22 protein-coding genes and 1 pseudogene are annotated in these 21,635 nt (G+C 67.1%); 10 read left to right on the top strand and 13 right to left on the bottom strand.

Annotated features, from left to right (window positions below):
- Positions 1 to 23 precede the first annotated feature (23 nt).
- Both Psi02_RS30760 and Psi02_RS41175 read right to left on the bottom strand, forming a co-directional pair.
- Positions 24 to 329 carry a DUF427 domain-containing protein gene (locus Psi02_RS30760; protein WP_203979341.1) on the bottom strand — a complete coding sequence of 102 codons (306 nt, stop codon included), beginning with the start codon at positions 327 to 329 and terminating at the stop codon, positions 24 to 26.
- A 289-nt stretch (positions 330 to 618) separates the two neighbouring features.
- A complete protein-coding gene (locus Psi02_RS41175; RefSeq protein ID WP_203979340.1) occupies positions 619 to 879 on the bottom strand; it encodes an MmyB family transcriptional regulator in 261 nt (86 codons plus the stop codon).
- 707 nt (positions 880 to 1,586) lie between these two features.
- Between Psi02_RS41175 and Psi02_RS30745 the strand changes: the two genes are divergently transcribed.
- The 5 genes from Psi02_RS30745 (at position 1,587) to Psi02_RS30725 (ending at position 5,297) form a co-directional block, all read left to right on the top strand.
- Positions 1,587 to 2,141 (top strand): carboxymuconolactone decarboxylase family protein, encoded by a 555-nt coding sequence (locus Psi02_RS30745; RefSeq protein WP_203979339.1) that lies wholly within the window; start codon positions 1,587 to 1,589, stop codon positions 2,139 to 2,141.
- 254 nt (positions 2,142 to 2,395) lie between these two features.
- Positions 2,396 to 3,406 (top strand): isocitrate lyase/PEP mutase family protein, encoded by a 1,011-nt coding sequence (locus Psi02_RS30740; protein ID WP_203979338.1) that lies wholly within the window; start codon positions 2,396 to 2,398, stop codon positions 3,404 to 3,406.
- Positions 3,407 to 3,466: 60 nt separating this feature from the next.
- Entirely contained in the window at positions 3,467 to 4,114 is a 648-nt protein-coding gene (locus Psi02_RS30735; RefSeq protein WP_203979337.1) for a nitroreductase family protein, read from the top strand.
- A gap of 422 nt (positions 4,115 to 4,536) precedes the next feature.
- Positions 4,537 to 4,734, top strand: a complete 198-nt coding sequence (locus tag Psi02_RS30730; protein WP_203979336.1) for a hypothetical protein — start codon at positions 4,537 to 4,539, stop codon at positions 4,732 to 4,734.
- Positions 4,728 to 5,297, top strand: coding sequence for an MmcQ/YjbR family DNA-binding protein (locus Psi02_RS30725; protein ID WP_239095302.1), 570 nt, complete (start codon positions 4,728 to 4,730; stop codon positions 5,295 to 5,297). The genes Psi02_RS30730 and Psi02_RS30725 overlap by 7 nt, the downstream gene beginning before the upstream one ends.
- Before the next feature lie 399 nt (positions 5,298 to 5,696).
- On the opposite strand, the pseudogene Psi02_RS30720 reads toward Psi02_RS30725, so the two are convergent.
- From Psi02_RS30720 to Psi02_RS30695, 6 genes and pseudogenes are all read right to left on the bottom strand, one after another.
- Positions 5,697 to 5,969: pseudogene (locus tag Psi02_RS30720) on the bottom strand (cupin domain-containing protein); the annotation flags it as partial.
- Positions 5,970 to 6,495: 526 nt separating this feature from the next.
- A complete protein-coding gene (locus tag Psi02_RS30715) occupies positions 6,496 to 7,194 on the bottom strand; it encodes a response regulator transcription factor (protein WP_239095301.1) in 699 nt (232 codons plus the stop codon).
- The gene (locus Psi02_RS30710) at positions 7,191 to 7,769 is read right to left on the bottom strand and encodes a hypothetical protein (RefSeq protein ID WP_203979335.1); all 579 of its coding nucleotides are present in this window, start codon (positions 7,767 to 7,769) and stop codon (positions 7,191 to 7,193) included. The genes Psi02_RS30715 and Psi02_RS30710 overlap by 4 nt, the downstream gene beginning before the upstream one ends.
- Before the next feature lie 16 nt (positions 7,770 to 7,785).
- Positions 7,786 to 9,057: an ABC transporter permease gene (locus Psi02_RS30705; protein WP_203979334.1), complete on the bottom strand. Its 1,272-nt coding sequence runs from the start codon at positions 9,055 to 9,057 to the stop codon at positions 7,786 to 7,788.
- A complete protein-coding gene (locus Psi02_RS30700) occupies positions 9,054 to 9,794 on the bottom strand; it encodes an ABC transporter ATP-binding protein (protein WP_203979333.1) in 741 nt (246 codons plus the stop codon). The genes Psi02_RS30705 and Psi02_RS30700 overlap by 4 nt, the downstream gene beginning before the upstream one ends.
- Before the next feature lie 5 nt (positions 9,795 to 9,799).
- Complete coding sequence (locus Psi02_RS30695; protein ID WP_203979332.1) at positions 9,800 to 10,987, bottom strand: efflux RND transporter periplasmic adaptor subunit; 1,188 nt, start codon at positions 10,985 to 10,987, stop codon at positions 9,800 to 9,802.
- A gap of 409 nt (positions 10,988 to 11,396) precedes the next feature.
- On the opposite strand from Psi02_RS30695, the gene Psi02_RS30690 reads away from it, so the two are divergent.
- The gene (locus Psi02_RS30690) at positions 11,397 to 12,089 is read left to right on the top strand and encodes a response regulator transcription factor (RefSeq protein WP_203979331.1); all 693 of its coding nucleotides are present in this window, start codon (positions 11,397 to 11,399) and stop codon (positions 12,087 to 12,089) included.
- A 166-nt stretch (positions 12,090 to 12,255) separates the two neighbouring features.
- Here the strand turns inward: Psi02_RS30690 and Psi02_RS30685 are convergent, their stop codons facing one another.
- Together Psi02_RS30685 and Psi02_RS30680 are read right to left on the bottom strand one after the other, a co-directional pair.
- Entirely contained in the window at positions 12,256 to 13,713 is a 1,458-nt protein-coding gene (locus Psi02_RS30685; protein ID WP_203979330.1) for a HAMP domain-containing sensor histidine kinase, read from the bottom strand.
- Entirely contained in the window at positions 13,710 to 14,381 is a 672-nt protein-coding gene (locus Psi02_RS30680; RefSeq protein WP_275415305.1) for a response regulator transcription factor, read from the bottom strand. Before Psi02_RS30680 ends, Psi02_RS30685 begins: the two co-directional genes overlap by 4 nt.
- A gap of 402 nt (positions 14,382 to 14,783) precedes the next feature.
- On the opposite strand from Psi02_RS30680, the gene Psi02_RS30675 reads away from it, so the two are divergent.
- Positions 14,784 to 15,281, top strand: coding sequence for a hypothetical protein (locus Psi02_RS30675; protein WP_203979328.1), 498 nt, complete (start codon positions 14,784 to 14,786; stop codon positions 15,279 to 15,281).
- A 130-nt stretch (positions 15,282 to 15,411) separates the two neighbouring features.
- Here the strand turns inward: Psi02_RS30675 and Psi02_RS30670 are convergent, their stop codons facing one another.
- The 3 genes from Psi02_RS30670 to Psi02_RS30660 all read right to left on the bottom strand — a co-directional run bounded on the left by Psi02_RS30670 (position 15,412) and on the right by Psi02_RS30660 (position 17,957).
- Complete coding sequence (locus tag Psi02_RS30670) at positions 15,412 to 16,209, bottom strand: SDR family NAD(P)-dependent oxidoreductase (RefSeq protein WP_203979327.1); 798 nt, start codon at positions 16,207 to 16,209, stop codon at positions 15,412 to 15,414.
- A gap of 196 nt (positions 16,210 to 16,405) precedes the next feature.
- Complete coding sequence (locus Psi02_RS30665; RefSeq protein ID WP_203979326.1) at positions 16,406 to 17,275, bottom strand: LLM class flavin-dependent oxidoreductase; 870 nt, start codon at positions 17,273 to 17,275, stop codon at positions 16,406 to 16,408.
- A gap of 235 nt (positions 17,276 to 17,510) precedes the next feature.
- Positions 17,511 to 17,957, bottom strand: a complete 447-nt coding sequence (locus tag Psi02_RS30660; RefSeq protein WP_203979325.1) for a hypothetical protein — start codon at positions 17,955 to 17,957, stop codon at positions 17,511 to 17,513.
- Between the two features lie 223 nt (positions 17,958 to 18,180).
- Between Psi02_RS30660 and Psi02_RS30655 the strand changes: the two genes are divergently transcribed.
- The 3 genes from Psi02_RS30655 to Psi02_RS30645 all read left to right on the top strand — a co-directional run bounded on the left by Psi02_RS30655 (position 18,181) and on the right by Psi02_RS30645 (position 21,303).
- Positions 18,181 to 18,438: a hypothetical protein gene (locus tag Psi02_RS30655; protein ID WP_203979324.1), complete on the top strand. Its 258-nt coding sequence runs from the start codon at positions 18,181 to 18,183 to the stop codon at positions 18,436 to 18,438.
- A 495-nt stretch (positions 18,439 to 18,933) separates the two neighbouring features.
- Entirely contained in the window at positions 18,934 to 20,115 is a 1,182-nt protein-coding gene (locus Psi02_RS30650) for a Dyp-type peroxidase (RefSeq protein ID WP_203979323.1), read from the top strand.
- 75 nt (positions 20,116 to 20,190) lie between these two features.
- Complete coding sequence (locus tag Psi02_RS30645) at positions 20,191 to 21,303, top strand: YVTN family beta-propeller repeat protein (protein WP_203979322.1); 1,113 nt, start codon at positions 20,191 to 20,193, stop codon at positions 21,301 to 21,303.
- The last annotated feature ends 332 nt before the right edge of the window (positions 21,304 to 21,635 follow it).

Genomic DNA, 21,635 nt, shown 5'->3' with positions numbered 1-21,635 from the left:
CCGGCTTGGGGGCGACAGCTCGGTCAGATCTCGATCCGAACCTGGCGCCCATCGAAAGCGACATAGCCACTGAAGTCGCGGCCAACACGGACCGCCGCCGACTCGTTTATGTCCGGGTAGGACCAAGCCCCGTCCCTGAGCACCGTCTCGCCGATCAGGACGTCGTGATATTGCGCCCTCCCCTTCCAGGGGCAGGTGTAGGGCGTTGGGCTGTCGAGGAGCACGCCGGCCACAACTGAGTCCGGCGGGAAGTAGGCATTCCCCTCCATCCTGACTACCGCCTCGTTCGCAGCCTCGGCCACGACGGTCTCCCCAACCACTGCCTTCATTCCGTTTCCCCTCATCGATCCTTTGGCTGGCCGCATTCGCCCTCGTGACTGGCCGCGTGGGCACCAGGAAGGACCCACCCCGCACCCCTCGATGGCCTCTCCAAGTCGAGACCACCGGCGGAGGCGACGGGCCGTAGCCGGGCGCTCGAGTTGGTGCAGTCAGAGTCAGCTTGCGCGTTCAACTAGACGTTGGTATCGGGAAGGGCTCTCCTTCTTACCCGTGTCTTGAGAACGCGCAGCCGGACGGATGAGGAGTGACCTCATCGCGTTGGCCATCCGGCGGTCGCGGTTAGGCGGGACCTGGGGTTGGCAGAAACAACCACGAGCTGGAGCCCGAGATGTCGAGCCACGTGCCCCGTGGTGTCCGGGCCACTCGGGCCAGCAGCGAGCGGGAAGAGCTGGCCGCGTTGCGGCGGGAGAACCGCCGGCTGCGCGAGGACGTCGACATCCTCAAGCGGGCAGCCGCCCGCCGGTTCTTGGCCAGCACATCCAACCGATGGTTGATCACGTAGGCCGGCGCGTGATCCCAGTCCTCCAGAAGTCGAAGCATGCTAGGTGTGACTTGCCCACCTCGATCGACGGGCCTGCGCCTGGTCTCCCGGGCGTGGGCGAGTTTGTGTAGATGCTCGGCAGCCTCCGGGTCGAGCTGGAGGGCGTGGGCCAAAGCGTCGAGCACTTGATCTGACGGATTGCGGTCTCTTCCCTGCTCCAGCCGGGTGTAGTAGTCGAGGCTGGACGAAATCGTCCAAATCTCCTCGTGCTAGCGACTGCACGACCAGGCGCGAGCAGCCCTGAAGATTCCGTGCGGTCTGCCAGCGCCATGCGCCGAAACCGGGATGACGACCGGCCACCGGGCAGCTCTGCGGCCGCAGGTCGTGCGAGATCAGTAGAGGGACGGCGGCCACCCGAAGAGGAACTCCCAGATGGCTGTTCCTGAGCCACTCGACATCCGGGATGCACGCCGGGGATCCGGATGGCGTCGCCCCGTGCGGCTGGGGCTTTCGTTACAACAAGTGGTTGTAACCCCAGCTTTTGGACTATATAGTCCTTCTTGCACGGTTCCCGTTGTGAAGAGATCCGGAACACGGCGCGACCGAGTCACCCCTCGCAATGCAGGTCACCGGGCGCCCGGCGCAACCGACGCCACCGGCGAGGTTGCGGCCGGCGCAGGTAAGGCCTGCGGCGGAACTCTGAAGCTAAGAGCCCGACTTGGGCTCGACGACGACTACTCACACCGCGACCGGAGGTCGATTCGCTGTGTCACGACTGAACGTTCCCGCCCCAGAGGATGTGCCCGCCGGCGCGCAGCGGATACTCGACAACGTTGGTACGCAGCTCGGCTTCGTCCCGAACATGTTCAAGACCATCGCGTCGAACCCGACCGTTCTCGAGGCCGTCACGACTCTGCAAGGCACCTTGAGCCGAGTTCTGGACGCGAAGACCCGGCACAGCATCGCGCTGGCCGTGTCGCAAGCCAACGGCTGCAGTTACTGCCTGGCGATACACACCTACGTCGCGACCAAATTCAGCGGCATGTCAGGCGACGACATCGAGCTCGGCCGCGTCGGGAGCTCGGCCGATCCCAAGCGCGCCGCGGCCGCTCGCTTCGCGCAACGGGTGGTCGACAGCCGCGGGCAGGTCAGCGACGCCGAGCTCGCGGGTGTGCGAGGCGCCGGGTACACCGACCCGCAGATCCTGGCGATCGTCGCGTTGGCAGTGCAGTTCCTGCTCACCAACTTCATCAACAACGTCAACCAGACCGACCTCGACATCCCCGCCATCGGCTCGGTCGATACGGTCGTGGCCCAGTAAACCCGCACCCGGAGCCGACGGCGTCATCGAAACACCCACCGCCGTGCTTTTGTCGGGAGACATGGGGTCTGGAGTGGTCCAGGGCCGCGAGTCGATCCGTGCCTTCCTCGCCGGCGACTTCGCCGCCCGTCGCCGCGAAGGAGTCTTCGAGAACTGGGTGGCCTACCGGGACCTACCTCACCGACGGGCATCAGTCGATCTAGGAGTATCCGCGCCAGACACCGACGGGCGAACAGACCCACCTCGTAGAGCGCATGGACATCATCGACGGACTCATCGCGCGTCATCTCGTCTGTTGGGGCCGGGGCGGCTTAAGAAGCTCCACGCAGCCGCCAACAACACCCCACCAACCGGTTGATCGCCGGAACCTGGACGCGGTCCGCGCACCCAGCCGCAAACCCCTCACCGACTCAACCATCATTCAGGAAAGGCTCGACATGCCGGGCTCCGAACTCTATGAGAAATTCATGGCGCTGCACACCCGCGACGGTGGCCTCGTCATGCCGAACGCCTGGGACGGCCTCTCGGCGTTGATGCTGGCCGATGCCGGCTTCGAGGCGATCGCGACATCGTCGGCGGCGCTCGCCGCCACGCTCGGCCGGTCCGACGGACGTCACGAAGTCACCCGCGACGAGCATCTCGAGCATGCACGACTGCTCGGCCGACTCACCGGGCTGCCCGTCAACGGAGACTTCGAGGACGGTTACGGCGACACGCTTGGAGACGTCGCCGCGACCGTTGAGGCCGCCGTCGAGTCTGGCTTGGCCGGTATCGGGGTCGAGGACACCTCGGGCAATCCCGATCAACCGATCCGCGACTTCGACGAGGCAGTCAATCGCATACGTAGCGCCGTCGACGCGGCCAAGGGGCGCATCGTCGTCACCGGCCGCACCGACAACTTCATCCAGGGGCGGCCCGATCTCGACGACACCATCCGGCGTCTGACGGCCTTCGCTGAGGTCGGCGCGGATGTGCTCTACGCCCCATTCCCACCCGACCTCGACGCCCTCGTCGCGATCGTCACCGCGGTCGCGCCGACACCGGTCAACGTCCTCGTGTCACCGTCGGACAAGGTGCTGACCGTGGCCGAACTGCAGAAGGCCGGGGTCAAGCGCATCAGCTTGGGCCCATTGCTCTACACCCAAGCGATGGGCGCACTCGAACAAGCCACGAAGGCGCTCGTCGCGGGCGACCTCGCCTCGGCGACGACAGGTGGTACGAGCTTCGACCGCATCAACGAACTGCTCGCCCGCACCACGAACTAGCCCGAACCCCACGATTCACCGGCTCCTCACCCACTGATCGCAAGAAGAAGGCAGGTTGACATGGATCTCGACAAGCTCATGAACAAGCACCTCACCAGGTACTTCGACGCCAGCAAGACCATCCCGGAGGAGACACTTCAGCAGCTGCTGAGGTTCCTGCGCTCGACGCCGTCGTCGACGAACGTACAGGCCAACCACTTCTACGTCCTCGCCACGCCCGAAGGCAAGGAGCGGCTGGCGGCCAACCTGGGCGAACGATTCCAGGACAACAGCGAGAAGATCCTGAACGCCTCACACACCATTATCCTCACCACCCGGGCAGATCTACCCGAGAGCCACATCGAAGAGGTGTTCGACAAGGAGAGGGTCGACGGGCGGTTCCCCGACCCGGCAAAGCACGAGCTGTGGGAGTTCATGACCCGCGACTTCCTCAACCTGCGCAACTACGGCTACAAGGACCTGAACCACTGGATGGAAAAGCAGACCTACCTGGCTATGGGTCTGACCATGATGGCGGCTGCTGAGCTCGGCGTCGAAGCCATGCCGCTCGAAGGGTTCGACCCGACCAGTGTCGACAAGGCCTTCAAGATCCGCGAGACCGGCCACACCACGACAGTGCTGCTGGCCCTCGGCTACCCTGACCCCGCGAAGGTGTACACCACCCCGATTTCGCGCTTCGAAGCCGACCAGCTGTTCACCTTCGCCTAAACATCCCCGGCATCGGAACGACTGTGGCCAAAGTACGAGGACCGCGGACACCTCGGTCCTCGATGTCGGCCCACCCCGGACAACCAGCCCGGCGGCAGGCGCCGCCGGTCATCACGGCCCGCGCGATGTCGGTCGCGGGTCGCCGGTCGGCTCCCCAAATCGTTGGTGGCCCAGCGCCGTCCGCGGTCGCCCGACATCGGGTTCTCGACCTGCACTGCCCGATGCGAGAGGACTGTTTTCCCTCTCCCCGTAACACCAGCCGCGACGTCGAGTTGGCGTCCAGGTCTCGGGAAAGTGGGCCGCAGAGTGAGGCCCAGGGCTGACGGCGTTCTCGGATGGTGAGACGCGGGGATTGGGTCACAGAGTGATCGCGGAGGGGGGTCGCGGCCCTTACGTGCAGCAAGGCCCCATAGAACGTGTGATTGTCGAAGATCATCTCGTTCGCTGGAGCCTCGTTGTCGTTGCAGCCTGTCATGCCCGCGGCCGTCTCGGCCGTCGCCACTGTCCTGGCCGAGCAGGACGGCCCTGTGGCCCAGGGCCCGGAAGCCGATCTTCGGCAGGTGTGGGCGCAGATCACCGATCCGCGGGATCGGCGGGGCGGCGTCATTCGCTGGTGGTGATCCTGGCGCTGGTGCAGGCCGCGGTGGTGGCCGGTCCGACGAGCTTCGCCGCGATCAGACGCTTCCGTCACTGTTGCCGGCGTGCGGACGCCGCCGTTCGTGGCGGCCATGCGGGAGACGCCACCTTGGGCCTTGGCCGGGCGGTCAGGGCACTCGAATCGATAGAGGAGTTGATCACCTTGGACGGACAGGAGCTGCAGAAGATCGCGGGCGACTGCACCGTGGAACTGCCCGGCGCCGACCTGGAGCGTCGTTTCGACCCCGACTGGGAGCTCTACAAGGTACGCGGCAAGGTCTTCATGCTCATGACCGACATGCCAGGGCGCCCCGTCGTGATCCTGAAAGCTGATCCGGACGACGCCGCAGCCCTGCGTGAGCGGTACGCAGACATTACCCCCGGCTATCACATGAACAAGAGGCACTGGATCACGGTGGAAGGCGGGGGCACCATCGACGAGAAGCTAGTGAAGGAGCTCGTGATCGACTCCTACCGTCTCGTGGTCGGCGGGCTTCCCAAGACCGAGCAGCCCGTGGATCCGCGCACCTACGGCCGACGCGCCTGACCTTCGTCATGCCCATCAGCGGCAAGAAGCTCGAGGACAGAGCGCGCGACAAGGCACTGGCGCTGCCCGGGGTCAGCCACGGGCGTCCGTTCACAGCAGCTGGACGTCTACAAGGTCCCGGGCAAGGTCTTCCTGATCGTCACGGACGACCCGGACGGACGCATCGTCACCCTCAAGGCAGAACCGGAGTACGGGCGGCTGCTGCAACACGAACACCCATCGATCACCCCGGGCCTACCAACCAAACCTTCGTTACCCAGCACTTGGCGGAGTGAGCTCGTGGCGAGCCAACGCGAACTCGATGGGCCCTCCTCGTCAGGCCCACCCGACCCGCGGCCGACGGCATTCTTCGGGCCGGGCGGCCACTACGCCGTCACAGTGGTTGGTTGAGGAGTCGAGTCATCCTGGCTGGGTAACCCGCAGGTGCCGCCGTTCGGCCAGCTCCTCCGCGCTGACCACGGTCAGAACGGGGGTACCCGGCGGCGCGAACATGGTCACGACCAGCTGCGACTGCGCGTTTGGACGATTGTTGGCGCCCTGGTAGTGGATCACGTCGCCCCCGGGCTCGAACAGAGCGTCACCGGCCTTGATCACCCGAGGCGGCTGCCCCTCAAGCTCGAAGAGGATCTCACCCTGGGTCACGTAACCGAAGAGCGGTCCAGGGTGCCGGTGCGACGGCGCGTCACCTGCTCAGCCGCCAACGGGGCGATAGGACTCGAACCTGGCTCTCCCCGTGTCGGTGACGTCGTCGATCAATTCACGCTGATCCGGATGCGAGACCAGGCCAGTCAACTGAGTCCAGACCCGCCCTGGGGCATGAGCGAGCGGCAGGCTTCGTACGCCTTCTGCATCTCAGGCGACATCGAACCGAAGCCTCCCGGTCCCCCGCTCGGCCGCGCCGTCGGACGGCCACTCGGCCTTGCCGTCGGACGCCCGCTGGGACGTCCACTGGGCGGGGTCACCCCGTTCTGCTGGAGGCAGTCGTTGAACGCGGCCCGGTCGCCGCCCCCGCCTCCACCTGAGTTCGTGCCACCACCTTGGGACGTCCCGCCCCCCGAGGTCGTGTCACCGCCAGAGGTTGTGTCACCAGCACCCCCGCAACCGGAGACCAGTACGGCTGCGGCCGCCAGAGTCACGGCACACCAATAACGCATGTGGAATCAACCTGACCTTTCACTACGAATTAGAGGGAGATCGCTTACGAACGTGGCACTCGCAGGACATAGCCGACGCCGCGCAATGTGTGGATGAGCTTGGAGTCGGCCGTGTCGATCTTGCGGCGCAAGTAGGAGACGTACGATTCGACGACGTTGCCGTCGCTGTCGAAGTCGAAGTTGTAGCGCCAGACCTCCTCGAGGATCTGGGCCTTCGATATCACCCGGCCCTGGTTGACCATGAAGTAGTGCAGGAGTTTGAACTCGGTCGCCGAGAGCGATATGTGCTTGCCGGCCCGCCACACCTTGTGGGCATCTATGTCGAGTTCGAGGTCGGCGACTCGCAGCCGGGAGGTCGGCACCTCCCTGTCGACCCTCGTACGGCGGAGCACCGCCCGGATCCGGGCGACGACCTCCTCCAGGCTGAACGGCTTGGTGACGTAGCCGTCCCCGAGTGACAGCCCGATGATCATGTCGTCGGTCGCGTCCCGCGCGGTGAGAAACACCACTGGGATCTGTTGCCCGGCGGCCCGGAGCCGGCCGGCGACGGCGAAGCCGTCCATGTCGGGCAGCATCACATCGAGCAACATCAGATCCGGCCGGGCCTGGTCGGCGACCTGGACGGCCTGCCGCCCGTCCGAGGCGGTGACCACGTCGAACCCCGCGAACCGCAGGCCGGCCGACAACAACTCCCTGATGTTGGGCTCGTCGTCGACCACGAGCACCCGCGTCTCCGCGGTCACGACCCCTGCCTTCCTCCAGGGGGTGACCCTTGGCTGACCGATGTCGCGTTCACCGTGCCGTCGGCGCCCTTGTCTCCGGAGACGACGACGGAGGTGCCGGCCCTCAGGTCCGTGGCCTTCCCTGTCGCAGTCACCTGGATCTTGGTGGAGGAGGTGGTCTTCACAGTGACCGCGTCACCTTGGGCGGTCTTGATGTAGATCGTGCCGCCCGCGACGCGCTGGACCGTGCCGATGGTCGCGTTGCCGCCCGCGCCGGCGAACCCGCCGCCGCCCTGGCCGCCGAACCCACCGCCGCCGCCCTGACCACCGGCCTGACCACCTGCCTGGCCACCGCCCTGGCCCCGTGTCGCGCCGGCGTTTCCCTGCCCGGCCGCGAACGATGGGGCCGCCGGGCTGCCGAAGGTCTTCTGCGCTTGGATCCCGGCGAGCAGCCCGGCCACGAGCACGACGCCGGCTCCGAACGACAACGTCAGCTTCGACGGCCCGCGCCGGGCGGGCTGGGCCGCCAGCTCGGCCTGGAGATCGTCGTCGAACGGGGATGTCTCCAGCAGATTCTCAGCCTTGTGCCTGCTCACATTCATCTCCTGGCTGTCACTCGAAGCGCAGGGCTTCGATCGGCCGCAGCTTGGCGGCGCGGTTGGCGGGATAGCTGCCGAAGAACAGGCCGATCGCGACCGAGACCGCGAGCGCCAGCACGATCGAAAGCGGCACGAGCACAGGCTTGACCCCCGCGATCGTGAACTGCGCGCCGATCACCGCGATGACCACCCCTAACAGGCCGCCGACGAGGCTGAGCACGGTCGCCTCGACGAGGAACTGCCCGAGAATCGCCGCCCGGGGCGCGCCGATCGCCTTGCGGATGCCGATCTCCCTGGTCCGCTCGGTAACGGTGACCAGCATGATGTTCGTGATGCCGATCCCGCCCACCAGCAGGCTGATCGCCGCTACCGCGCCCAGCAGCACCGTGAACGTCCCGGTCGCCGCGGCCGCCGTCTCCTGCAGCGTCGCCTGGTTCAAGATGCGAAAGTCGGTGCTCGCCGCATTGGTGATGTCGTGCCGCTGGTTGAGGATGTCGGTCACCTCGCTCTGGGCGGTGTCGACGAGGTCGGAGCTCTTGGCCTCGACGACGATCTGGCCCAGTGGGCCGAACCCGGTCAGACTCTGCTGTACCGCGGGCAGTGGCGCTATCGCCACGTCGTCGGCGTCCTGGAACCCCGACGACCCGGCCTCCTTCAGCACCCCCACCACGGTGAACGGCACCCCGGACACCACGATCTGCTTGCCCACCGGATCCACTGTGCCGAACAGGTCCTCGGCCACGGTGTTCCCGATGACCACGACCTTCCGGGCGGCGACCACGTCGTCGTTGTAGAAGTAGGTGCCCTTGACCACCGGCTTGTTCGACGCCTCGAAATAGCTCGGATAGGTGCCGACGAACTGCTGGATCGCGTGACTGGCCCCCTCGTAGGTGGCCGTCTGCGACTGCGCCTGTGCCACCGGGGACACGCTCTTCACCGACGGTGCGTTCGTCGGGTCGGCCAAAGCCTTCGCATCCTCCACCGTCAGGTCCTTGGCCTGGGTTCGGGGACCCGAATTCTGCTGCGCACCCGCACCGCCACCACCACCGAAGCCACCTCCCCCGCCTCGGCCCCCACCACCCGATGTGGACGGCGAAATGGTCAGCGAGTTGGCGCCCAGCCGCTGAATGTTCTGCTGGATCTGCTCCGAGGAGCCCTGCCCGACCGCGATCAGCAAGATCACTGCCGCCACGCCGATCAGGATGCCCAACATCGTCAACGCGCTGCGCATTTTGTTGGCGGTCAGGCCTCGCAACGCGAAGCGCAGGATCTCCACCGGATTCACGCGCCCACCTCCGCGAGCCGTGGGGGCAGACCGCTCACCGGCGATCTGCGCACGTCCTCGACCACCTGACCGTCCACCAGGCGGATCACTCGCTTGGCGTGCGCGGCGACATCGTCTTCATGCGTGATCAAAACGATCGTCCGCCCGGACGCGCTGAGCCCGTCGAAAATCCGCATCACGTCACCGCTCGACCTGCTGTCCAGCGCCCCGGTCGGCTCGTCAGCCAGCAACAGTGTCGGCGCCGTGACCAGCGCCCGGGCCACGGAGACGCGCTGCTGCTGACCGCCGGATAGTTCGTTGGGCTGGTGGCCGACCCGCTGGGCCAGACCCACCTGGTCCAGCGCGGCCAACGCACGCCTGCGTCGCTCCGCCGCCTTCACCCCGCCGTACGCCAAGGGCAACTCCACGTTGGCCAGCGCGCTCATCCGCGGGATCAGATTGAACGACTGGAACACGAACCCGATCTTGCGGTTCCGTACGATCGCCAGTCGCGCGTCGTCCAGGACGCCCACGTTCGTGCCGTCCAGCAGATAACCACCCGACGACGGGACGTCCAGGCAGCCGATGATGTTCATCAGCGTCGACTTACCCGACCCTGAGGTGCCCATGATCGCCACATAGTCACCGCGATCGACCTGCAAGGACACCCCACGAAGCGCGTGCACCGCCGTCTCGCCCTCCCCGTAGACCTTCGCCACGTTCCGGATATCGAGGACCGGCTTGCGCGTGTCTGTCATCTCCGTCATCCCCGCCCGCCACCGGCACCGCCGAACCCGCCGCCGCCACCGCCGAGCCCGGCACCGCCGCCACCGAACCCTCCGCCGGCGGGGAACTGACCGCCGCCGCCCGAGGATCCCGGGGACTGCGATCGCACGACCTCGTCGCCTTCCTTGAGGCCCGACTTGATCTCGGTGGTCGCGTCACCCTTCACGCCGACCTGCACCGCCTTCGCGACCTGCTTGCCGTTCTCCATGACTTTGACCGTGCTCTGGCCGCCCGCCGTCGTGACGGCGCTGCTCGGGAGCGTCAGCACGTCGGCGGCACGATCGATGATCACCTGCACGGTGGCCGTCTGACCGAGCCGCACGGTGCTCGGCACCTTGCTCAGGGAGATGGTCACGGGGTACTGCACGACGTTGTTGTTGGTCTGCGACTGCGGGTCGATGGTGGCCACCGTGCCGCTCGCGCTCACTCCGGTGAGCGCGTCGAAGGTGACGGTCGCGGTCTGGCGGACCTTCAGTTTCGTCACGTCGGCTTCGGTGAACTGCCCGATGATCTGCAGCTTCACCGGATCCGCGATCTCGATGAATCCGCTTCCGGTGCTCGACGAGCTGGAGCTGGAGGAGCTTCCGCTCGACGTGCCACTACCGGAGCCGCTCGAAGAGCCGCTGGAGGTGCCCGTGGAGGAACCGCCCCCCGAACCGCTGGACGAGCCGCCCACCGAGCCGTTGACCGCCACGATCGTGCCGGCGAACGGCGCCTTGATGACCGTGCCGCTGACGGCCCGCTCCGCGGCGTTGTAGGAATTCTTGGCGTTGATGTACTGCGAGTAGCCCGATGCGGTCGAGGTGTCGGCATCGTCGGCGGCGTCGAGGCTCGCCTTGGCGGCGCTCAGGCTCTCCTGTGCCGCGGTGTCATCCACCCGCGCGAGCACCTGCCCCTTCTTGACCTTGTCGCCCGGCTCGACCGCGATCGACTCGACCGTGCCGCTCGTGGTGAAATCCAGCGACCTCGTGCGGGAGCTCTCCACCGACCCGGAGGCCGACACCGAGGACGTCACCGTGCCGCGCGTCACCCGGGCGGTCAGCGGCGCAGCCTCGTCGGGCGATCCGCTTCCAAGTGCGGCGTAGGCCACTCCGGCCCCGCCGAGCAGCAGCACCCCGAGGACGCCGTTGGTGATCAGCGCTCTGCGCTTCGTCGACAACTTCACGATGCCGAAGTTGCCGGATCCCCCTTCGGGCAACGTGAGCCGGCACTGGCAGTTCCCTACGCGGATTCTCAGACAACTCCCAGGCAAAACTCCGAGGCGTCACCCCGACTGGACACCTCCAGCCCATTCTCATCAGCCTTTAATGATCGGCTCAGGAAGAACAAATCCCAGCCGGTGAGGGTGGCCGCATGAGCCAACTGACTTCCGGCCAGCTCGCGCGGGCTGAACTGCCGATGAGCGACTCCGCCTCTGGATTGCCGAGGGGGATTGTTTACGACCCACCTCGGGCGTCTTTATCGCTGATCGGTGCCGGCACCCCCGTCGTAGCCTCAGGCAACAGGTGTGCCGACGGCACGGTGAACGCGACATCGGTCAGCCATGGGTCAACCCTTGGAAAGAGGCAGGGGTCATGAGCGCGGAGGCGCGGCTGCTCGTGGTCGACGACGAGCCCAACATCAGGGAGCTGTTGTCGGCCAGCCTGCGGTACGCCGGTTTCGACGTGGTCACCGCCTCGGACGGAAGGCAGGCCGTCCAGGTCGCCGACCAGACCAGGCCGGACCTGATGTTACTCGACGTGATGCTGCCCGACATGGACGGCTTCGCCGTCGCCGGCCGGCTCCGGGCCGCCGGACGGCGCATCCCCGCGGTCTTCCTCACCGCGCGGGACGCGACCGACGACAAGATCGTCGGGCTGTCGCTCGGGGACGACTACGTCACCAAGCCGTTCAGCCTGGAGGAGGTAGTCGCCCGGATCCGCGCGGTGCTCCGCCGTACCCGTGGGGAGGTGGAAAACGCGCCGAACCGATTGCGAGTCGCCGACCTCGAACTCGACCAGGACGCCCACGAGGTGTGGCGGGCCGGCAAGCACATATGGCTCTCGCCCACCGAGTTCAAGCTCCTGCACTACTTCATGGTCAACCAGGGCCGGGTGATATCGAAGGCCCAGATCCTCGAGGAGGTCTGGCGCTACGACTTCGGCGGCGACAGCAACGTCGTCGAGTCGTACGTCTCCTATCTGCGGCGCAAGATCGAAACAGGCGAGCCCAAACTCATCCACACATTGCGCGGCGTCGGCTATGTCCTGCGAGTGCCACGTTCGTAAGCGATCCGCATGCCGTTCGGTCGTGGCCGTCCCCGGCGGGCGGGAAGCCTAGGGGCCGGTCACCATGCCTGCGGGGCTCCCTACGCCTTCAAGCGGCCGTCCCTTTACCGGATGCCAGTAGCGCGAAGCTGACACCCGCGAGCTCGGGTCCCGGCCACGTGCCCCGCTAGGCCTCCCGGCCGCCGTCTACGCCGCCGACGCGGCTACCTGTGTCCGCGATGCCGACCCACGCCACATCACCGTCCACCAGGTCATCCTCCGCGGGTGTCGCCGAGCCGGGCAGCCGCAGCCAGGCCAGTGTGCCACCACCCTCCGCGGGGCCGAGCCCGACCTGTCCCCCGGCCTCCCGGATCACGCGCGCCACGATCGCGAGCCCGAGGCCTGATCCGGGCAGGCTACGGGCGGACGGGGAACGCCAGAAGCGGTCGAAGACGTACGGCAGATCCTCGGAGGGAACGCCGGGACCGTGGTCGCGCACGGTCAGCTCGCCCCCGTCCAGCCGCACGGTCACGGCGCCTTCCGGAGGGCTGAACTTCACCGCGTTGTCCAGGAGATTCACCACCGCGCGCTCCAGTGAGGCCGCGTCCCCGTGGACGTACCAGGGCGACACCGTGGCGTCGATCCGGAGAGTCAGGCCGCGCAGTCGCGCGCGCCGCACGGCGTTCTCGACGACCTCGTGCAAGGCGACCACGCCGTCGGAGGCGGCCTCCGCCCGAGAGAGATCAAGCAGATCACCGACGAGGCTGGAAAGCTCGACGAGTTGCTCCTTCACGTTGACGAGCAGCGTGTGCTTGTCGGCAGCCGGCAAGGGACGGCCCGTGCTCTCACTTCGGAGCATCAGATCGACATTGGTGCGTAGGCTCGTCAGCGGCGTGCGCAGCTCGTGCCCGGCGTCCACGATCAGCTGCTGCTGCCGGTCACGGGCCCTTGCCAGTGCCCGGGTCATGCTGTTGAACGACCGGCTCAATCGCGCGATCTCGTCCTTGCCCCCCTCCGGGATGGCGGTGTCCAGGTCCTCGGTCCGGGCGATGTGCTCAACGACCTCGGTCAGCCGGTCCACGGGTCTCAGCCCGGCCCGAGCGATCACGAGCCCGGCTACCGCCGCGCCGAACACGCCGACGGCCGAGACCGCGACGAGCAGCATGGCCAAACTGTTCAGGGATTCGTCCACAGTGGTGAGCGGCCTGGCCACCGACACCGCCGCGCCAAGACCCGTACCCGGCCAGCCGGAACGGGTGAACACCCGCATCGGCGTACCGTCTTCGGTCCTGCCGTCCCGATAGGTCGGCCCACGCTCCCCCCGGGCGATCGCGACATCGCCGACCGTGACCACGAGCGGACTGGCGGTGTCCGGAGGACTGCACACGGTGCCGTCCGCCCTGACCACCTGCATCGTGGGCAGGAACCCCGCCGACCGGGCGTCGTCGTGCGGCGGCTGGTCACAGATCGCCTGAGGGGAACCTCGCAGCGGCCCTCGCTGGCCCGACAGCGACTGGTCAAGCTGCTCCATCAGGCGGCCGGAGACGACGAACCAACATCCGACCGCGCAGGCGGCCACCGCGACGGCCACGGCCACGCTTGTCAGGACCGCCAGCCGGGCACGCAGGGACAACCGGCGCGTCATGGGTCTCTCAGAACGTAACCGACGCCCCGCACCGTCTGGATCAGCCGCGGCTCACCCATCCTGCGCCGCAGGTACATCACATAGACATCGAGGGAGTTGGACGCTGGTTCGAAGTCGAACCCCCAGACCGTCTCCAGGATCTGCTCGCGGGTGAGCACCTGCCTCGGATGGGCGAGGAACATTTCCAGCAGGCTGTACTCGGTGCGAGTGAGGTCGAGACTCCTCCCGTCCCGGGTGACCTCCCGGGTAAGCGGATCCATCCGCAACCCGCCGTACTCGAGGACGTCACCACGGTCGTCCGGCCGCGACATGAGCACACTGCGACGCAAGAGCGCCCGCACGCGGGCGAACAACTCGTCGAGCTCGAACGGCTTGACAAGATAGTCGTCCGCGCCGGCGTCGAGCCCGGTCACCCGGTCCCCTACGGTGTCCCGTGCGGTCAGCATGAGCACCGGCAGCGTCTCCCCGCGAGCGCGCAGCCGACGGCACGTGGTCAAGCCGTCCAGACGAGGCATGAGGACATCGAGCACCACAAGATCAGGCTTGACAAGATCCAGCTTGTCCAGCGCGTCGAGGCCGTCCACAGCGGTGTCGACGTCGTAGTCCTCGAACAGGAGGCTGCTGGCAAGGGCATCTCGAACGGCGGGCTCGTCGTCCACGACCAGAATGCGCACGACTTCGACGCTAACCTGATCCACAGACCGGACAGAACGGTCATCGTGCGCGCGGAGCTCTTTCTCATCAAACTTTCACCGTGGTCAAGGGAATCTCACGGTCTCGGCGCGAGGCCTGTTACCTGCGCAATGCGCCGCAGCAGGTGTCCGGCTACAGGGGAGCCCTGAAAATGAGTCCTCCTCATCTCCCACAAATCGATAGGTGATTCTCCAGCCAATGGGAAGGTCACAGATCGCGGCGCGGAGGGCCCGGCGGACGACAATCCGCAGTTCAGGGGAGTTCTCATGGCGCTGTGAGACGGTTCTCATCTGAGAAGGCCAGGGTTTGTCGACATGAGGCACCTCCCCCGAGGGGATCACCGAGGTCCCCGGAGGTGTCCCAGATCGGACAAATCCATGCGTCTCAGCAAGACTCTCGCCGCCGCAGGCCTCCTCAGCCTCAGCCTGCTCACCGGAACCGCAGCCGCCGGCGCGGCATTCGCGGACGCCCACAGCCCCCAGCCTGCGTCGAAGGCGACCGTGCCCGTCCAAGCCATCGCCGACAAGGCCAAGATCTCGGACCAGAAGCACGATCGCAACGAAGCGGGCGACAAGGGATCGGGCCTGCACCGGCGCACCAGCGCTTCGATCAGCGCGACCGCCGCCCCCGGGAAGATCCGGCAGGGTGGCACCTACACAGTCGCCATCACGACCACAGGCGTCCCGAACGGCACCACGGCCACCGTCCAGGGCATCGACGACGGCCACGACTACACGGTGACCGTCCACAACGGCAGGGCGAGCAAGACCCTCCGGATAGCCCGCGACGCCAAGCCGGGCTCCCACACAGTAAAGGTGTCCGTGGGCGACCTCCATGACTCGGCCGACCTCACCATCGTGCACGGCGGGAACTAGCGAGCGGCTGCCGAACATGGTCATCCGTTCGGGAGCCGGATGACCATCACGTGGCCGGCACCTCACCGGTGTCGGCCACGCACACAGGCCCGGCCGTGTCGCCATCGGCGTCCGTCCGCCGACACGTACCTCACCGTGGCGGAGAGGGGATGGAACCCTCCTCTTGGATCGAGTTCCCGCCGTCGACCACGAAGACCTGGCCGGTGATATAGCTCGCCTCCGAAGACGCGAGAAAGGCCACCAGACCGGCTACCTCTTCGGCGGTGCCCGACCGGCCCAACGGTGTGGCCGCGCCCAGCATCAGCTCCCGGTCGGTGGAGGAGCCTGTCGCGATCCACCCGGGAGCCACCGCGTTGACGGTCACGCCCCGCTTCGCCACCTCGATCGCCACGCTGCGGGTGAGGCCGACGACTCCGGCCTTGGCCGCGTGGTAGGCGCTGTCGCCGCTGAAGGCGAGGACCGGTCCGGAGACCGAGGCCATATTGACGATCCGGCCGTAGCCGCCGGACAACATGGGCTCCAGCGCCGCCCGGGTCATGAAGAACACGGTGTCCAGGTTGCGGGCGATCGACCGTCTCCACTGGTCGTCGGATAGCCGGCCGATGTCCGCCGAGTCGTCGGGGTCACTCACCGACGTCATGCCCGCGTTGTTGATCAGCACGTCCAGCCGGCCGTACCGCTCGGTGGCAAGGCGGACCAGTTCGCCGGCGGCGCCGGGGTCGGTGAGGTCCGCGGCGAGGCCCACCGCATCGGCGCCATGCTCCCGCAATTCGGCAGCGCGTTCATGAATGCGCTCCGTGGTGGAGGTCAGCACTACGCGCATCCCGTCCGCGACGAGCCGCTGCGCGCAGGCGAAACCGATACCGTCGGCGCTGCCCGCGCCGGTGACGACGGCGACCGGCCGCGTCTGTGCCGTGGAAGGTTTCATCGGTCCACCAGGTCCTTGATCGCATCACGATGCCCCCGCTCGGCGCCGCCGTTCGGCATCTGGGGTTCGCATCATCGCATCGGCACCGCCCGCTCAAAGGCGCTGCCCCTTCCGGGAGGTCAACCGCCATCGTCGCCATCGCACCACTCACACTGCGCCTCCCCCCGAACCGCTCGTCACGGAGCCGATGGGTCGGTTATGCCAGCGTCTCGGCGAAGCGGTCGATCTGCCCCATGTCCACGGACCAGCAATAAAAGATGATCTCGTCGGCTCCGATGTCCGTCACCTGCTGGACGGCGTCGCGGACCTCGTCAGGGGTGGTGAGCATCCTCTGCACGACCATCTCGGTGTAATCCGGCGGCATGTCCATGTAGTGGGGTCCGCTGTAATAACGGTGGAGGTGACCGCGTGCCTCTTCGATGGTCGGCTCCGGGCCGAGAGCGGCGTTGAGCTGGGCGACCAGTTTGGGACGTCCGGTACGGCCGGCCGACCGCCATGCCTGCTCGGTGGCACGGAAGAGCCGGTCCATTTCGGCGCGCGGCGATGCGCTCAGCAGGCCGTCCCCGAAACGAGCGATGCGCTCGATGGCGGCCGGCTTGAGCGCGCCGAAAAGAATCTCCGGGCCGCCTTCGCGTACGGGCGCCGGCCCGATCGGCCCGCTCTCCTCCCCGTACGGCTCCCCGGACCAGATACGGCGCATGTCCATCATGATCTCGTTGAGGCGTGCTCCACGGCCATGGGAATCGACTCCCGCGGCCAGATAGTCGTCCCGCCGCCCTCCCAGCCCGATGCCGAGTGTGAGCCGGCCGCCCGACAGACGATCGAGGGTGGCGGCCTGTTTGGCCATGAGAGCGGGCTCACGAAGCGGCGCGAGGAGCACTTCCGTCTGCACGCGGATCCGACTGGTGACACCTGCGAGCGCGGCGAGCATCACGAGCGGTTCCGGATTGTCGTACACCAACCGGTCCAGCAGGGCGAGGGTGCTGAACGGACCGGCGTCCGCGCTCCGGGCCCAGTCGAGCAGCAGAGGCGGATCGCTGATGGGCAGGCCAAGGCCGACGTTCATGAGTGACACCCCCCGTGGTCGGGACCAACTCAACCATGCACTCCCCGGCACCCCGGACTACCGCCACGCCACGTTTACTCACATGGCGCTCTGTGCGGACCGGCTGCTCCGCGATCCGGGCCAGGATCTGTTTCGGATTCGGGTCGGCTCAGGCTGTTCGGCTGGTCTCCTGCCGATCGTGCAACGTCTCGGCCGACTATGAAGAGTCGTCGGAGCTTGATGTACACCCCGGCGCTCAGTCGGCGCCGACGACCTTGAAGTCGGGGGTGACGAAGACGTGGTGCGGCCAGTTGACGCCGATGTTGTGGACCTCGTACTCGCCGCTGCTCAGCTGCACAACACGGTCGACGATGCCCCCCTGGTAGGTGGCCAGCGCAGCTTCCGTCGCCTTGTTCGCCGCCGTTCCGCTGACGATCGTCCCCTCCCCCTCGGTGTAGTTCACCGGGATCTGACCATCCTGCTTCGCCGCGGACGGTGCACCGCGCTGGAAGGCGACCACCTGAGCCGGGGAGTAGGTCGCAGACCCGCCGGCAGCCGGTTGCACGATGACCTGCGTGGCCGTAATGGTCGTTCCGTCGACCGTCCCAAGTACGAGGACGGGTTCGCCTGTTGCAACGGCACTCGCCGGGGCCGAGCTCGGCCCCTTGTTGTATGTCGTGGAGGACGCCTCGTTGATAGTCAACTTCTGACCCCCTGACGTCGACATGGTGAAGCTCGACGTGGACACGCTGCCGACCGTGCCGACTGCTCCCCCTGCGGCCGGACCAGATCGAGCGTTGGATCCCCCGCCGCCGGATCCGGGACCGCCGCCGCGGGGCATGCCGTGCCCAGCTGTCGCGGAGGGGGGCGTGGCTGCCGCTGAGGGATATGTGGAGCCACAGCCGGCAAGTCCGATCATCGCGGACATGAACACAGCGACCACGATCCAGCCACTTTTCCTCTTCGACAGTAATCGCCGTGCCCTTGGCCGGCGTGCCCGATCGGCCATGGTCACCGAGGCCGACCAGTCTGGCGAAGACACTGACGGCGGCGCCGCGCCGTCGGCGCATGAACTTCCAGCGGCCGACGGCCCTGACATCGCGATCATGGTCAGCTTGCGGGAAAACATGGAGGCCGCTCCTTTCGTTCGATGGGAACAGACCAAACCTCGCGAGTCGCGCTGAGACTCCCCCAGGAAAAGAATGAAAAATTCCTTTAAAACCTGAACACGATGATGTGCCCCCGTCTTGTGGGCACCCGATCGTTCGGGACGGCGTGTCCTGCGAGGAATCGGGTGCGGGTGCGGGTGCGGACAGCCCCTTGAACAGCCCGCACCGGCGCCTGAGATCGACCGCGCCCTGCAGCTAGCATGGACGTCGGGAGTTCCGCTGGAACGGGTTCGGGGGCTACCCGCGAGGACGGCGAACGTCGAAAGCGGGATCGAAGCGTGTTCCCTTCGGCTTGATAAGGGCGACAGGCTCGCTTCCCGTCAAGCCAGAGCACGAACCGATGAACGTGACCCGAAAAGTCACCCTGTTCGGGTGCTCAGAGGTCGGGGCGAAGCCATGACTGACCGAAGGCCCCCAGAAGATCGATGGAGCGACGGAGGGTGCCCGGCGGGTGCCTTCACGCGGCGGTCGTTCCTGGGGGGCACAGTCGCTGCCGGCCTCGCCGGCGCGGTGGGCAGAAACCTGCTGGACGGCGATGCGGCCCACGTCGGCACGCCTAGCGGCGAGGGCACGCGCACGAGTGCGATTCCGTTCCACGGCTACCATCAGGCGGGCATCGCCACTCCTCCACAGACGATCGGGTCCTTCGTCTCCTTCGACGTGACCGCCTCTGACCGCCGAGAACTCACTGAGTTGTTCCGCACACTCACCTGGCGGGCCCGATTCCTCACAGCGGGCGGCACGCCACCGAAGGCCCCCCCTGGATCAGCACCGCCGGACGACGGCATCCTGGGCCCCAAGATCGCACCGGACGATCTGACCGTCACCGTAGCCCTCGGCGCGACCCTCTTCGACGGCCGCTACGGATTGGGCGCACGCAAACCGGTTCAGCTCATCACCATGCAGCCCTTCCGCCACGACGACCTGGATCCCGCGATGTCCCAGGGCGACGTGCTGATACAACTGTGCGCGGGCCACCGAGACACGACGGTGCACGCGCTGCTGGACATCCTGACCCACACAGGCGGCGCGATGAGGCCGCGCTGGCGCATCGACTGCCAGCGCAATCCGCCGCGCCCCATCGGTACCCCGCGGGACTGGTTCGGTTTCAAGGACGGCATCGCCAACCCCGACACCACCAACGCTGCCCAGATGAATCAGGTGGTCTGGGTTCAAGCGCACACTACTGAGCCCGCTTGGGCGGCAGGCGGTACCTACCAGGTGCTGCGCATCGTCCAATTCAACCTCGACGCGTGGCGGAAAGTGCCCCTTGCGCAGCAGGAGCGGATCTTCGGCCGCCGCAAGGCCAGCGGCGCTCCCATGTACGCCATGGACGAGAACGCCTCGGACCTCCTTGATCCCATCTATACCAACGACCCGCAGGGACTGATCACCCCGCTGAACTCGCACATCCGCCTTGCCAATCCGCAGACCCCGGATACGGCGTCGACCAGCACCATCCTGCGTCGCAGCTACGACTACGACCGGACCCTCGACATTCAGGGTGGCCTGGATCTGGGACACGCGTTCTGCTGCTTCCAGCGTGAGCTCAACACCTACATCACCATGCAGACCCGGCTGGAAGGCGAAGCACTGGTGCCGTACATCTCTCCGCGGGGCGGAGGCTACTTCTTCGCCCTTCCCGGCGTGCGCGATGACCGAGATCACTATGCCCGCGGACTCCTGACCTGACTGCCAGAACCGGTCTCCGGCAAAAGGCGGCCCGGTCCGCAGACCGAACCCCTTGCTATGTGCACAGGAGGAGAGATGCATTTTCTCCGGCCGACCTCCAGGCGGACCCGGGTCGACGCTGCCGGCCGGCAGCGCACAGGGGCGCTCCGCCCGGTAGTGAGGGCCGGCATCGGGCTCCTGCTGGCGTCCGGTCTTCTCACCGCGTCGGCCAGTCCGGCCTCGGCAGTGGCGCCCTCCGTGATCGTCGTCCCGGGTGCCAGTGGCCACGTGTACGTCACCAACCAGCTCGATGACACGGTCTCCGTGATCGATGCCCGAACGAACAAGGTCGTCGCGACCGTGCCGGTCGGCTCGGCGCCCGAAGGCGTAACGGTCGCCCCGGACGGCAGGCACGTCTACATCGCCGACAACGGATCGGCCCAGGTCTCGGTGCTCGACACCCGAACCAACAAGATCGTCTGCACTGTGCCGGTCGGAAAGAGTCCCAGCGGTGTCGACCTGAGCCCGGACGGCAGGTTCCTCTACGTTGCCAACGGCGGTTCGAACAGCGTCTCGGTGCTCGACACCCGGACCAACCGCGTGGCCGCGTCCGTCCCGGTCGGCACCTCCCCTGTAAGTGTGGCCGTCAGTCCCGACGGTGCTGCGGCCTACGTGGCCAACGCCGGGTCGGGCAGCGTGTCCGTCATCGACACCCGTACACATCGGGCCGTCCGGGACCTGCCTGCAGGCCGCTCCCCGGTGGGTGTCGCCGTCACCCCGGACGGTGGGTCGGCCTACATTGCCGATGAGGTGGCAGCGAGCGTCTCGGTCGTCGAAGTCCGTACCGGCACGGTTACGGCCACCGTGCCGGTCGGCGATGGCCCTTTCGATGTAGCCCTAGGGCCGGACGGCCGGTCGGCCTATGTCGCTGTTCTCGGCCCGGGCAACGTATCCGTGATCGACACCCGTAGTCGCCGCATCTCGGCGACTGTTTCCGTGGGCTCCCCGGGCACCGACCCGTTCAACGTGGCGGTCAGCCCCAACGCGATCTACGTCACAGAGCAGGGAGCGGGCACCCTTACGGTCATCGACCCGAAGACCCTCGAGATCGTCGCAACCGTCACGGTCGGCAGCAGCCCGTACGGCGTGGCAGCGAGCCCACAACGCCTCTCGATCATCAGCCCCAGCGCCTCGCGTCCCCGCGCTTAGGCGCGGCCTGTCGAGCTCCAAGTCTCCTGCAGCAGGCGCTGTGGCCGACGGAAGGTGGCCGACACGGGAATCGGCTGGCGAGGGAGTCGCTGCAGAGCGCCATAGACAAGGCCGGGCTCTGACGCGGCCACGTCGGGCACATCATGGGGGGACCATGTTCTCCTTCGATGTCCGCTGGGCGACGTGGTCGCTCAAGCTGGGGCCGAGCCGCTGAAGCGTACGCCGACCCGGATTCATCCCGACCGGCGAGGACATCCCGCGGTTCGCGGTACGCGCGTGCCGCGTTGTGACGCCCTCAGCGACGATGTCCCGCGGTAGGCCCCGGGGCATGC

Origin of the sequence: Planotetraspora silvatica (assembly GCF_016863315.1) — a bacterium.
In the GTDB taxonomy this organism is placed as follows: Bacteria; Actinomycetota; Actinomycetes; order Streptosporangiales; family Streptosporangiaceae; genus Planotetraspora; species Planotetraspora silvatica.
The sequence above is the reverse complement of the archived record's forward strand: the minus strand, read 5'-3'. Positions and strand labels throughout refer to the sequence as shown.